The sequence below is a fragment of the Pseudomonas sp. TCU-HL1 genome (assembly GCF_001708505.1).
Lineage (GTDB): Bacteria > Pseudomonadota > Gammaproteobacteria > Pseudomonadales > Pseudomonadaceae > Metapseudomonas.
In genome coordinates, this window is sequence record NZ_CP015992.1 from 2704685 (window position 1) to 2717987 (window position 13303).

General features: G+C 64.7%; 14 protein-coding genes. 12 read left to right on the forward strand and 2 right to left on the reverse strand.

Annotation, left to right across the window (positions count from 1 at the left end; translation table 11 throughout):
- Positions 1–59: 59 nt before the first annotated feature.
- The 7 genes from gorA (at position 60) to THL1_RS12570 (ending at position 7553) form a co-directional block, all read left to right on the forward strand.
- Entirely contained in the window at positions 60–1418 is a 1359-nt protein-coding gene (gorA, locus tag THL1_RS12540) for a glutathione-disulfide reductase (RefSeq protein ID WP_069083574.1), read from the forward strand.
- 6 nt (positions 1419–1424) lie between these two features.
- A complete protein-coding gene (locus THL1_RS12545) occupies positions 1425–2048 on the forward strand; it encodes a trimeric intracellular cation channel family protein (protein ID WP_069083575.1) in 624 nt (207 codons plus the stop codon).
- 208 nt (positions 2049–2256) lie between these two features.
- Positions 2257–3063, forward strand: a complete 807-nt coding sequence (locus tag THL1_RS12550) for a dienelactone hydrolase family protein (protein ID WP_069083576.1) — start codon at positions 2257–2259, stop codon at positions 3061–3063.
- 47 nt (positions 3064–3110) lie between these two features.
- Positions 3111–4502 carry an aldehyde dehydrogenase family protein gene (locus tag THL1_RS12555; protein WP_069083577.1) on the forward strand — a complete coding sequence of 464 codons (1392 nt, stop codon included), beginning with the start codon at positions 3111–3113 and terminating at the stop codon, positions 4500–4502.
- An 8-nt stretch (positions 4503–4510) separates the two neighbouring features.
- Positions 4511–5680 (forward strand): iron-containing alcohol dehydrogenase, encoded by a 1170-nt coding sequence (locus THL1_RS12560; RefSeq protein ID WP_069083578.1) that lies wholly within the window; start codon positions 4511–4513, stop codon positions 5678–5680.
- Between the two features lie 170 nt (positions 5681–5850).
- Positions 5851–6300: a GFA family protein gene (locus tag THL1_RS12565; RefSeq protein WP_069083579.1), complete on the forward strand. Its 450-nt coding sequence runs from the start codon at positions 5851–5853 to the stop codon at positions 6298–6300.
- A 203-nt stretch (positions 6301–6503) separates the two neighbouring features.
- Positions 6504–7553 (forward strand): NAD(P)H-dependent flavin oxidoreductase, encoded by a 1050-nt coding sequence (locus THL1_RS12570; protein WP_069083580.1) that lies wholly within the window; start codon positions 6504–6506, stop codon positions 7551–7553.
- Positions 7554–7680: 127 nt separating this feature from the next.
- Here the strand turns inward: THL1_RS12570 and THL1_RS12575 are convergent, their stop codons facing one another.
- Together THL1_RS12575 and THL1_RS12580 are read right to left on the reverse strand one after the other, a co-directional pair.
- Entirely contained in the window at positions 7681–7887 is a 207-nt protein-coding gene (locus THL1_RS12575; RefSeq protein ID WP_069083581.1) for a tautomerase family protein, read from the reverse strand.
- Between the two features lie 13 nt (positions 7888–7900).
- Positions 7901–8638: an SDR family NAD(P)-dependent oxidoreductase gene (locus THL1_RS12580; RefSeq protein ID WP_069083582.1), complete on the reverse strand. Its 738-nt coding sequence runs from the start codon at positions 8636–8638 to the stop codon at positions 7901–7903.
- Between the two features lie 137 nt (positions 8639–8775).
- On the opposite strand from THL1_RS12580, the gene THL1_RS12585 reads away from it, so the two are divergent.
- From THL1_RS12585 to pcaF, 5 genes are all read left to right on the forward strand, one after another.
- Entirely contained in the window at positions 8776–9732 is a 957-nt protein-coding gene (locus tag THL1_RS12585; RefSeq protein ID WP_069083583.1) for a LysR family transcriptional regulator, read from the forward strand.
- Positions 9733–9767: 35 nt separating this feature from the next.
- Positions 9768–10268 (forward strand): VOC family protein, encoded by a 501-nt coding sequence (locus tag THL1_RS12590; RefSeq protein ID WP_069083584.1) that lies wholly within the window; start codon positions 9768–9770, stop codon positions 10266–10268.
- A 159-nt stretch (positions 10269–10427) separates the two neighbouring features.
- Positions 10428–11276: a CoA transferase subunit A gene (locus THL1_RS12595; RefSeq protein WP_069083585.1), complete on the forward strand. Its 849-nt coding sequence runs from the start codon at positions 10428–10430 to the stop codon at positions 11274–11276.
- Positions 11276–12061 (forward strand): CoA-transferase subunit beta, encoded by a 786-nt coding sequence (locus tag THL1_RS12600; RefSeq protein ID WP_069083586.1) that lies wholly within the window; start codon positions 11276–11278, stop codon positions 12059–12061. Before THL1_RS12595 ends, THL1_RS12600 begins: the two co-directional genes overlap by 1 nt.
- Positions 12058–13263 (forward strand): 3-oxoadipyl-CoA thiolase, encoded by a 1206-nt coding sequence (gene pcaF, locus THL1_RS12605; RefSeq protein ID WP_069083587.1) that lies wholly within the window; start codon positions 12058–12060, stop codon positions 13261–13263. The genes THL1_RS12600 and pcaF overlap by 4 nt, the downstream gene beginning before the upstream one ends.
- Positions 13264–13303: the final 40 nt, after the last annotated feature.

Below are 13303 nucleotides of genomic sequence, written 5' to 3' on the forward strand. Positions count from 1 at the left end.
GGCAACTGGCCAGAGACAGATCTTCCGGTATGCTGGCGGCTTGTTTCTGGAGAGTTGCCATGGCTTACGACTTCGACCTTTTCGTCATCGGTGCCGGTTCCGGCGGTGTCCGTGCGGCGCGCTTCGCGGCCGGCTTCGGGGCCCGCGTGGCCATCGCCGAGAGCCGCTACCTCGGCGGCACCTGCGTCAACGTAGGCTGCGTGCCGAAGAAGCTTCTGGTCTACGGCGCCCACTTCGCCGAGGACTTCGAGCAGGCCAGGGGATTTGGCTGGAGCCTCGACGAAGCCGGATTCGACTGGCCGACCCTGATCGCCAACAAGAACCGCGAAATCCACCGCCTCAATGGCATCTACCGCAACCTGCTGGTCAACAGCGGCGTCACCCTGCTGGAAGGCCACGCGAAACTGCTGGACCCGCACACCGTCGAAGTCGGCGGCCAGCGTTGCACCGCCAGGAACATCCTCATCGCCACCGGTAGCTGGCCGCAGATTCCCGATATTCCCGGCCGCGAGCTGGCCATCAGCTCCAACGAGGCCTTCTTCCTCGAACAATTGCCCAAGCGCGTGCTGGTAGTGGGCGGCGGTTATATCGCCGTCGAGTTCGCCTCCATTTTCCACGGCTTGGGTGCACAGACGTCCTTGCTGTATCGCGGTGAATTGTTCCTGCGCGGCTTCGACGATGCGGTGCGCAATCACCTGCGCGATGAGCTGGGCAAGAAAGGCCTGAACCTGCAGTTCAATTCCAACATCGCTCGCATCGAGAAGCAGGCTGACGGCAGTCTCCTGGCCACCCTCAAGGATGGTCGTCACCTGGAAGCCGACTGCGTCTTCTACGCCACTGGTCGCCGCCCGATGCTCGACAACCTCGGCCTGGAGAACACCCGAGTTGAGCTGAATGAACGCGGTTTCATCAAGGTGGACGAGCAGTTCCAGACTACCGAGCCCTCCATCCTTGCCCTGGGCGATGTGATCGGCCGCGTGCAGCTCACCCCGGTGGCCCTTGCCGAAGGCATGGCCGTGGCCCGCCGACTGTTCAAGCCGGAGGAATACCGTCCGGTGGACTACGATCACATTCCTACCGCCGTGTTCAGCCTGCCCAACATCGGAACCGTCGGCCTGACCGAGCAGCAGGCACGCGCCAAGGGGCACAAGGTGACGCTCTTCGAGAGCCGCTTCCGGCCCATGAAGCTCACCCTGACCGAGAACCAGGAGCGCACCCTGATGAAGCTGGTCGTGGACGCCGAGACCGATCGCGTCCTGGGCTGCCACATGGTCGGCCCGGAAGCCGGCGAGATCGTCCAGGGCCTGGCGGTTGCGCTCAAGGCCGGGGCTACCAAGCGCATCTTCGACGAGACCATCGGCGTGCACCCCACCGCCGCTGAAGAGTTCGTCACCCTGCGTACCCCTGTAGGCGCCTGAACCTGAATGGAGCAGCTCTTCTACGTTTCCGATCTGTTTGGCGTGGCGGTCTTCGCCATCACCGGCGCCCTGATGGCGGGACGCAAATCCATGGACCTGTTCGGCGTGCTGGTGATCGCCATCATCACCGCCCTGGGGGGCGGCACCCTGCGTGACGTCATCCTTGGCAACCACCCGGTAAGCTGGATTCGCGACGACACCTACATCCTGGTAGCTTCCCTGGCCGCCGTGGGCACTGTGATCTGGGTGCGCCTGACCCGGCCGATCAACGAAACTGGCCTGTTGCTGGCGGACGCCTTCGGTCTCGCCGTGTTCACCGTCTATGGCACCGAGCTCGCCCTGCAGCACGACCTGCAGCCGGGTACTGCGGTGATCATGGGGGTGATCACTGGTGTGGGCGGTGGCGTGATGCGCGACATCATCTGCAACGAGGTGCCACTGATCTTCCAGAAGGAGATTTACGCCATCGCCTGCATCGCCGGCTCGCTGGTGTTCATCGGCCTGCGCGAAGTCGCGCTGCCGGGCTGGCTGGTCACTGCGGCGGCCATGCTGGTGGTACTGCTGATCCGCCTGGCGGCCATTCACTGGAAGCTCTCGTTGCCACGCTTCCATCTGCTCGACCGCGACTGAGCCAACTCCCGAGGGTAGGGTGCGCCGTGCGCACCGGTGGTTGGGCATCGCACATGGCGGACTCCGCAATCGGTGCGCGCAGCGCACCCTACGGTCAGCTGACTGCAGTCCCGCAGAGCAGGGCGTCGACCAGGAACTGGCGAAATCCGGCAAACCCGCGACACTGGTTGCATCCGTACTTCGCCACATCCTGTTGGAGGGAAGCCCCGTGTCCAGAGTCGCCTTGCTGTTCGCGCTGTTGCTCAGCGCCGGCCTTGCCCAGGCCGAAATCAAGACCGCCGAGATGCCCTACAAAGGCCCCGACGGGACGTCCCTGATTGGCTACTTCGCCTATGACGACGCCATTACCGGCAAGCGCCCGGGCGTGGTCGTGGTTCACGAATGGTGGGGGCTCAATGACTACGCCAAGCGCCGCGCTCGCGATCTCGCCGCCCTCGGCTACAGCACATTGGCCATCGACATGTACGGCGAAGGCAAGAACACCGAGCACCCGGCCGATGCCGTTGGCTTCATGAAAGCCGCCCTGGCCAGCGCTCCGGCAGCCAAGGCACGCTTTCTCGCCGGCCTCGACCTGCTCAAGGCGCAACCCCAGACCGATTCCAGCAAGCTCGCAGCCGTCGGCTACTGCTTCGGCGGCAAGGTGGTGCTCGACATGGCTCGCCAGGGCGTACCCCTGGCTGCGGTGGTCAGCTTCCACGGCCCGTTGGCGACCACGACTCCGGCCACTCCCGGTAGCGTGAAGGCCAAGGTGCTGGTGGAGCACGGGCAGAAGGACAGCCTGGTACCCATGGCGGCGGTCAATGCCCTGAAGGATGAGTTCGACAAGGCCGATGCCGATTACCGCGTAGTGATCCAGCCCAACGCGAAACACAGCTTCACCAACCCCGACGCCGATCGCTTGAGCCACGCCGGTCACGGCAGCGAGAAGGGGCCGGAGCTGGGCTACAACCAGGTGGCGGACGAGAACTCCTGGGCCGACATGCAGGCGCTGTTCAAGGAAACCCTCGGCAAGTAGAGGCGTTGGCTAGGCTTAAGGAGGCAGGCAACCAAGGGAGCTGTGCCATGAGCAAGCTGTTGCAGACGATCTCACCCATCGATGGCTCGGTCTACGTCGAGCGGCCCTGGGCGACGACGGCGGAGGTCGCCACGGCACTGGAGCGGGCCGAGGCGGCGCGCATGGCCTGGAAAGGCGCGCCGGTGGCTGAGCGTGTCGCCATCGCCCGTCGCGCCATTACCGCCTTCGCGTCCCGTGAGGCGCAGTTGGCCGAAGAGCTCTGCTGGATGATGGGGCGCCCGATCCGCTATGCGCCGGGCGAGATTCGTGGCTTCGTCGAGCGCGCCAGCTACATGGCCGATATCGCCGAAGCCGCACTGGCCGATATCCAGCTGCCGGACAAGCCCGGCTTCACCCGGTTGATTCGCCGCGAGCCCCTGGGGCTCGCGCTGGTCATCGCCCCCTGGAACTACCCCTACCTGACTGCCGTGAATGCCGTGGTGCCGGCCTTGCTGGCGGGCAATTGCGTGTTGCTCAAGCACTCCGCGCAGACTCCGCTCTGTGCCGAACGCATGGTCGAGGCCTTCGTCGAGGCCGGCCTGCCACCGGGCGTGCTGCAATACCTGCACCTGACCCATGGCGATACCGAGCGCCTGATCCAGGCCGAGCCGGTCCGCCATGTAGCGTTTACCGGCTCGGTGGAGGGTGGTGCGATGGTCGAGCGCGCTGCTGCCGGGCGCTTCATCAGCGCGGGGTTGGAGCTGGGCGGCAAAGACCCGGCCTATGTACGGGGCGATGCAAACATCGCCCATGCGGTGGAAACCGCCATCGACGGCGCCTTCTTCAACTCGGGTCAGTCCTGCTGTGGCATCGAGCGCATCTACGTGCAGGCCGATGTCTACGACGCCTTCGTCGAGCAGGCCGTTGACCTGGTGGCGCACTACCACCTGGGACGCTCCGACGATCCGCAAACCACCCTCGGGCCGCTGGTGCGGGCCGAAGCGGCGGAGTTCGTTCGTGCGCAGATACGCGAAGCAGTGGGGCAGGGCGCCACGGCCCATCTGGACCCGGCCGCCTTCCCGTTGAACAAGTCCGGCAGTGCCTACCTGGCGCCGCAGGTACTGACCCAGGTGCATCACGGCATGCGGGTGATGAGTGAGGAATCCTTTGGCCCGGTGGTGGGTATCCAGAAGGTGCGGGACGACGAGGAAGCGCTGGCACTGATGAACGACAGCCTCTATGGCCTGACCGCCGCGATCTTCAGCCAGGACGAGGCTGGCGCCCTCGAACTGGCCGATCGGGTAGAGGCTGGCACGGTCTTTCTCAATCGTTGCGACTACCTGGACCCCGCCCTGGCCTGGACCGGCGTCAAGCAGTCCGGGCGCGGTTGCACCCTGTCGCGAGTGGGCTACGAACATCTGACCCGGCCCAAGTCCTTCCACTTCAAGACCAGCCTGTGAGGTGCGCCATGGAACCGAGTCATTTCCGCATGAACTGGAACTACCCAACCTCGGTGCGCGTCGGCATGGGCCGTATCGCCGAGTTGGCCGCGTCCTGCCGCGAGTTGGGCATGCAGGCGCCGCTGCTGGTGACCGATCCTGGCCTGGCAGCGCTGCCGATGATCGATTCAGCTATTCGCCAATGCCGCGACGCCGGACTCAAGGCCGGGCTTTTTCACCAGATCAAGGGCAACCCCACCGGGCCGAATGTGGTGGATGGCGTGGCCGCGTTCAAGGCCGGTGGCCACGACGGCGTGATCGCCTTCGGCGGCGGCTCGGCGCTGGACGCCGGCAAGGCCATTGCCCTGATGGTGGGGCAGGACCGGCCTCTCTGGGATTTCGAAGACATCGGCGATAACGCCTCGCGGGTAAAGGTGGCCGGCATGGCGCCGGTGGTCGCGGTGCCCACCACTGCCGGTACTGGCTCGGAAGTCGGGCGTGCAGCGGTCATCACCGACGACCAGGCGCATATCAAACGCATCATCTTTCACGCGCGAATGCTGCCGGCCATCGTCATCCTCGACCCAGAACTGACCCTTGGCCTGCCGCCGAAGATCACTGCGGCCACTGGTATGGATGCCCTGTCACACAGCCTGGAAGCCTACTGTTCGCCGCTCTATCACCCGATGGCCGAGGGCATCGCCCTGGAGGGCATGCGCCTGGTCAAGGACTACCTCCCGCGCGCCACTGCCAAGGGCGCCGATGTCGAGGCCCGGCTGCAGATGCTGGTGGCCTCGAGCATGGGCGCCACGGCGTTCCAGCGCGGCCTGGGTGCCATGCATGCGCTGGCCCACCCCCTTGGCGCCCTCTACGACGCCCACCATGGCTTGCTCAATGCGGTGCTGATGCCCTACGTGTTGCAGGCAAACCGCGCCCACATCGAAGGGCCCATGGCGCGCCTGGCGCGCTACCTCGGATTGCCCAAGGCGGGCTTTGCCGGCGTGCTCGACTGGGTGGTGAACCTGCGCAGCGAACTGGACATTCCTCACAGCCTGGGAGAAATCGGCATCGATGATGCACGTATCGAACAGGTCGGACGCATGGCCGAGGTCGATCCTTCCGCCGGCACGAATCCGGTCCAATACGACGCCCAGGCCTACAGCCGCATTTTCGAGAAGGCGCTGCACGGCCGGCTCTGAACTAATCTGATCAATGCAGCGGTGAGCCACCTGATCCGTGCCCACGCGGGCCCAGGCCCGCTCCGGGGCGCTCTCCCGGCGTTCTTCCCATACCCACGAACAGGCCCTCGCCGGTGCATGCCGGCGCAGTGTGCGCTGGCTGCAGGTTCAACCTCGATGGGAGAACAGACATGACCGAGTCATTCAGGGCCGTCGGTGGCTGCCGCTGCGACGACAACCCGGTGCGCTACGAGTACACCGCCCGGCCGACGGAAGTGCATTACTGCCTGTGCACCGACTGCACCGATATCTGTGGCGGCGCCATGGCAATCATCGCCGTAGTGGATCGCAACACCTTCAAGGTCACCGCCAATGCCGACAAGCTGAAGTGCTACCACTCCAAGTCCACCTGCCACCGCTACTTCTGCTCTGAATGCGGTTGCCACCTTTACCTGCACGTGGACAGCTTCCCCGATTTCGAACTGGTGCACATTCCGACCCTGGACCGTGACTCTGACGCCGGCGGCAAGCCGGACCGTTACGTCTTCGTGCGCTCCAAGCACCCGCTCCTGACCCTGCCGGACGATGGCCTGCCACGCCACCAGGGCTGGGCCAACAGCGGCGAACCGGTGCCGGCGTGATCCAGGGGTGAGCTGAGTGACGCGAATCCCGACGCAAGGCGGGAAAGCGCTTGTGGGTTGGACAGCGCATTGCATGTCCAACCCCGGCGCCAGACCAGCAGCAACTCTTCCTCGAATACCGGTTGCGCTTCCAGTCCCTGGGCGGTGACGGCTCCATTTGAGATAGATTGGCCAGGTTTTCACCTGTCTGGAGCCGCTGCGTCATGTCCATCATTCAATTGCTCGGCCTTGAGCACCCCATCATCCAGGCCCCGATGGTTGGCGTCTCGACGCCGGCGCTGGCCGCTGCCGTTTCCAATGCCGGCGCCCTGGGTTCTATCGGCATTGGCGCCAGTACCCCGGCCCAGGCTCGCGCCATGCTGGCGGAAACCCGCGCCCTGACCCGCCGCCCCATCAACGTCAACCTGTTCTGCCACCAGCCGACCGTTGCGGACCCACGGCGCGAAGCGGCCTGGCTGGAACACCTGCGCCCGCTGTTCGCTGAATTCGGCGCTGAGCCGCCGGCAACCATCCGCGAGATCTACAAGAGCTTCCTCGACGATCCGCAGATGGTGCAGATGCTCCTGGATGAGCGCCCGGCCGTGGTCAGCTTTCACTTCGGCCTTCCTCCCCAGGACTGGATCAATGCGCTGAAGGCTGCGGGCATCCGTCTGCTGGCCAGCGCAACCACACTGGAAGAGGCTCGGCGTGTCGAAGCGGCGGGTGTGGACGCTATCGTTGCGCAAGGTATAGAGGCGGGCGGTCATCGTGGGGTGTTCGAACCCGAGAAAGGTGACGCCGGCATCGGCACCCTGGCCCTGGTGCGCCTGATCGCCCGCCAGAGCCGTCTGCCGGTCATTGCCGCCGGCGGCATCATGGACGGGCAGGGCATCCGTGCTGCCCTGGCCCTCGGTGCCCAAGGCGCGCAACTGGGCACCGCATTCGTTGCGTGTCCGGAGTCCGCGGCCAACGCGGCTTACCGTGCTGCACTGAAAAGTGATCGCGCCCACGACACGCGCATCACCGCCGCCATTTCTGGCCGGCCGGCACGCGGCATGGTCAATCGCCTCTGGACCGATCTCGACACACCGAGTGCCCCGGCGCTACCGGGCTATCCCAACACCTACGATGCCGCCAAGGCCCTGCACGCGGCCGCCAGTGCCAGGGGCTGCAACGACTTCGCCGTGCAATGGGCCGGGCAGGGTGCGCCGCTTGCACGGGAGATGCCGGCGGCGGAATTGGTGAGGGTATTGCTGGAGGAGATGGAGGGTTGATCCTGATGCCGGCGTACAACGCTCCCCACAAGATAGGAGCTTCCAGGACGGGCTCATAAGTAAAGAAGCCCGAAGGACCTCTCGGTCATTCGGGCAAGGGGCCTGGGGCCCCAGCGGACTCTCGCGTTCAGCCGGGCTGCTGTTTGCGGTACTCGGTAGTGGTCATCCCGGCATAACCCCAGTTATCGGTGTCGACTTCCTCGATCACGATGTGCGTCAGGTCCGGGCGCTTGCCCAGGACCCGTTGCAGGGTTTCGGTGATTTCGGCGATGACCTGGGCTTTCTGCTCGCGGGTCACGCCGTCGCGGGTGATGCGTACGTTGACGAAAGGCATGGTGTTCTCCTCCTTACCAGGTGCCGGTGCTCATGCCGCCGTCCACCGGCAGCACGACGCCAGTAGTGAAGCTGGCATCGGTGAGGTACAGCACCGCGTCGGCGATGTCCTGTACCTGGCCGATATGGCCCACTGGCTGCAGGCCATTGAGAAAGTCGCGGATGGACGGATCGTGCATCGGCGTTTCGATGATCCCGGGCGCCACGGCGTTGACCTTGATGTCATGGGGCGACAGTTCCAGCGCGAGCGCGCGGGTGAACTGGTTCAGGCCGCCCTTGATCAGGGTCGGTAACGAGGCCGGGACATCACGGTTGGGCTGGATGCCCACCGAGGCCGTTATGGTGACGATATGCCCTTGACGACGCGGGATCATATGCCGGGCCGCTTCCTGGGAGGCATAGACCACGCCCTTCAGGTTGGTGGCGAGCATCGATTCCAGATCGTCCTCGCTGTACTCGGTGAAGGGACTGGGCACGAAGATCCCCGCGTTGTTCACCAGCACATCCACCTGACCGAATCGCTCAATGGCGCGTTCGAACAGGCGCTTGGCGGTTTCCGGCCTGGCGATGTCGCCAGCCACGCCGACGAAGTTCTTCGGATTGCCCAGGTGTTCGGCCGCGGCCACCAGGCGCTCTTCGCTGCGGGCCGAGCCGACCACGTTGAAGCCGTGTTGCAGATAAGCCTTGGCCAGGCCGAGACCAATGCCGCTGGAGGCGCCCGTGATCACTACGGTTCTGTTGGTGTCTTGCATGACGATAGTCCTCGATGAAAGTGGGGTTGCTCAGTTTTCTCAGAGGGCGCCTCTCTGTTGGGGGGAACTATATTTGTGCGACCAAGGTAGATAAATTGGCTATTTGGTACTTCAGTTGATACTTGGTGTAATGAGTCATGAAGCGTCAGTTCGACGACATCCTGCTCGGCAGCATCGAGCTTTTTTGCCTGGCGGCGGAGGAGGGCAGCTTCACCGCTGCTGCCCTGGTGGCCGGGGTCACGCCAGCCGCCGTGAGCCGCTCCATTGCGCGTCTGGAGGATCGCCTCGGCGTGCGCTTGTTCGTTCGTACCACCCGAAGCATCCGCCTCACGGAGGGCGGTCGCGGCTACTACGAGCAGTGCCGCCAGGCCTTGGCGCAACTGGTGGAGGCCGAGCGCGCGGTGATGGGCCAGCAGCAGGAGCCAACCGGTGTCCTGCGCATCAGCATTCCCACTACCTACGGCCATTACCGGGTGCTGCCGCTGTTGCCGGAGTTCCGTCGGCGCTTTCCGCAGGTGAAGGTGGAAGTGCATTTGAGCAACCGCAACATCGACTTTGCCGCCGAGGGCTACGACCTGGCCATCCGTGTGCGCGCCCAGCCGGATTCCACCCTGATCGCCCGCCACCTGGAAGACGCCGCCCTGGTGGTAATAGCCGCCCCCGACTACCTGAAACGCCATGGCACGCCACAGACCCTGGACGACCTGGAGCGCCACGAGTGCATCCAGTTCGAGTTGCCCAGTAGCGGTCGGCGTATCTCCTGGCTGTTTCTCGACCAGGGGCGTGAGCGGGAAATCTTCGCCGAGAGCAGTTATGTGCTCACTGACGACGTGGTGATGGGCGGTGTGACCTTGGCCAGGCACGGCGCCGGGCTGTTCCAGACCTACCGTTTCATTGTCGAGCGGGATCTGGCTGAAGGCTCCCTGATGGAGGTGCTCCAGGAGTACGGCGGCCGCTCGCGGCCCTTCACGCTGCTATACCCGCAGAACCGCCATGTGCCGTTGCGCCTGCGTGCCTTTGTGGATTTCCTCATGGGCTACCGGGAACAGTGGCGCGCTGTCGATCCGTCGGCCCGCCAAACGACCAGGAGATGATTGGCTATCGTCATCCAACCCCCAGGAGGTGCGTCATGAGCAAACGAATTCACACCATCGTTCCTTGCCTATGGTTCGACGACCAGGCGGAGGCTGCGGCTAACTTCTACGTCGGCATCTTTCCAGATTCGAAAATCACGGCTATCAGCCACTATGGTGATGCGGGCAGGGACGTTCACGGCAGGGAGCCAGGATCGGTACTCACCGTGGACTTCGAACTGGACGGCCAGCGCTTCACCGCACTCAATGGCGGGCCGGCTTTCACCTTCAACGAGGCAGTGTCCTTCCAGATCCACTGCGACGATCAGGAGGAGCTGGACCACTACTGGGACAAGCTCTCCGCCGGAGGCGATCCGAACGCCCAGCAGTGCGGCTGGCTCAAGGATCGCTTCGGGCTGTCCTGGCAGGTGGTGCCCATCGCCATGCTGGAGATGCTCGAGGACTCGCAGTCGGCGGGCTCCCAGCGCGCCTTCGCGGCCATGATGCAGATGCGCAAGCTGGACATCGCGACCCTGAAGAAGGCCTATGACGGTTGAGACGGCAATAGGGTGTGTGAAAGCAATTCAGTAGCACGGCACACATCCGTTCGATAAACGCACGGATAGTCGATTATCGGATTGTTCGGGGCGGGGCCGGGGAGTAATTTTTCCTCACCCGGCGCGCTATTCGCCCTGGATAACAATACGAGATCGACCATGGCTGAAATCCTTTCCCTCCGCGAAGCGGTCGAACGCTTCATCAACGATGGCGACACCGTAGCCCTCGAAGGCTTCACCCATCTGATTCCCACTGCCGCGTCCCACGAAATCATTCGCCAGGGCAAGAAGAACCTGCACCTGGCGCGCATGACTCCCGACTTGGTGTATGACCTGCTGATCGGCGCCGGCTGCGCCCGCAAGCTGACCTTCTCCTGGGGTGGTAACCCCGGCGTGGGCTCGTTGCACCGCCTGCGTGACGCCGTGGAGAAGCAGTGGCCGAACGCCCTGGAAATCGACGAGCACAGCCACGCCGACCTGGCCAACTCCTATGTGGCCGGTGCCTCGGGCCTGCCGTTCGCCGTGCTGCGTGCCTACGTCGGCTCCGACCTGCCCAAGGTCAACCCGAACATCAAGTTCATCCAGTGCCCGTTCACTGGCGAGCAACTGGCGGCGGTACCTTCGGTTCGTCCGGACGTCACCGTGATCCACGCCCAGAAGGCCGACCGCAAGGGCAACGTGCTGCTCTGGGGCATCCTTGGCGTGCAGAAGGAAGCGGCCCTGGCGGCCAAGCGCTGCATCGTCACCGTGGAAGAGATCGTCGACGACCTGAACGCGCCGATGAACGCCTGCGTCCTGCCCACCTGGGCCCTGACCGCCGTTTGCCACGTACCTGGTGGCGCCCATCCGTCCTACGCCCATGGCTACTACGAGCGCGACAACCGCTTCTACCAGGCCTGGGACCCGATTGCCCGCAACCGCGAAACCTTCACTGCCTGGATCGATGAATACATCCGTGGCACCAAGGATTTCAGCGAGTTCCAAGCCAAGATTGCGGAGGCCAAGTGATGAGCGCTCAATACAGCACCAATGAAATGATGACCGTGGCGGCTGCCCGCCGCCTGAAGAATGGCGCCGTCTGCTTCGTCGGTATCGGCCTGCCGTCCAAGGCCGCCAACCTGGCGCGCCTGACCTCGTCCCCGGACGTGGTGCTGATCTATGAATCCGGCCCCATCGGCGCCAAGCCGAGCGTGCTGCCGCTGTCCATCGGTGACGGCGAACTGGCCGAAACCGCTGACACCGTGGTACCCACCGGCGAAATCTTCCGCTACTGGCTGCAAGGTGGCCGTATCGACGTCGGCTTCCTCGGTGCCGCCCAGGTGGACCGTTTCGGCAACATCAACACCACCGTGATCGGCGACTACAACAGCCCGAAAGTGCGCCTGCCGGGCGCCGGCGGTGCTCCGGAAATCGCCGGTTCCGCCAAGGAAGTGCTGATCATCCTCAAGCAGTCCCACCGCACCTTCGTCGACAAGCTGGCCTTCATCACCTCCGTGGGCCACGGTGAAGGCGGCGACCATCGCAAGCAGCTGGGGCTGCCCGGCAAAGGTCCGGTGGCGCTGATCACCGACCTCTGCATCATGGAGCCGGAAGCCGGCACCAACGAGTTCATCGTCACCTCGCTGCACCCGGGTGTGACTCGTGAGCAGGTGATCGAGAACACCGGCTGGGCCATCCGCTTCGCCGCCAACGTGACCGAAACCGCTGCCCCGAACGAAACCGAACTGACCGCGCTGCGTGCCCTCGAAGAGCGCACCGCTGCCGCCCACGGCCAGCAAGGGGGTGAGGAATGAGTCGCGAGGTCTACATCTGCGACGCCATTCGTACGCCCATCGGCCGCTTCGGCGGCTCCCTGGCACCGGTTCGCGCCGATGACCTGGCCGCCATCCCGATCAAGGCCCTGGTTGAGCGCAATCCCCAGGTCAAATGGGAGCAGTTGGACGAAGTGTTCCTCGGCTGCGCCAACCAGGCCGGTGAGGACAACCGCAATGTGGCGCGCATGGCGCTGCTGCTGGCCGGCCTGCCGGACAGCGTGCCGGGCGTGACCCTGAACCGTCTCTGCGCCTCGGGCATGGACGCGGTGGGCACGGCCTTCCGCGCTATCGCCTCGGGCGAGATGGAACTGGCCATTGCCGGTGGCGTGGAGTCCATGTCCCGCGCCCCCTATGTGATGGGTAAGGCCGACAGCGCGTTCGGCCGCACCCAGAAGATCGAAGACACCACCATCGGCTGGCGCTTCATCAACCCTCTGATGAAGGCCCAGTACGGCGTCGATGCCATGCCGCAGACTGCGGACAACGTGGCCGACGACTACCAGGTCTCCCGCGAAGACCAGGATCTGTTCGCCGTGCGCAGCCAGCAGCGTGCCGGTCGCGCCCAGGCTGAAGGTTTCTTCGCCGAGGAAATCGTCCCGGTGGTGATCAAGGGCAAAAAAAGCGAGACGGTCGTCGACCAGGACGAGCACCTGCGTCCCGACACTACCCTCGAAGCCCTGACCAAGCTGAAGCCGGTCAACGGTGAAGGCAAGACCGTCACCGCCGGCAATGCCTCGGGTGTCAACGATGGCGCCGTGGCGCTGATCCTGGCATCCGCGGAGGCGGTGAAGAAGCATGGCCTGACGCCGCGCGCCAAGGTGCTCGGCATGGCCAGCGCTGGCGTCGCTCCGCGCGTCATGGGCATCGGCCCGGTGCCGGCGGTACGCAAGTTGATGGAACGCCTGAACCTGGCCATCGGCGACTTCGACGTGATCGAGCTGAACGAAGCCTTTGCCGCCCAGGGCCTGGCCGTGATGCGTGAACTCGGCATCGCCGACGACAGCGACAAGGTCAACCCCAACGGCGGCGCCATCGCCCTCGGCCACCCGCTGGGTGCCAGCGGCGCGCGCCTGGTCCAGACCGCATTGCACCAACTGGAGAAATCCGGCGGCAAGCTCGGTCTGGCAACCATGTGCGTGGGTGTGGGCCAAGGCTTGGCCCTGGCTATCGAGCGCGTCTGACGTGTCTTGGTGCGCACGGCACACCCTAATGTAGGGTGCG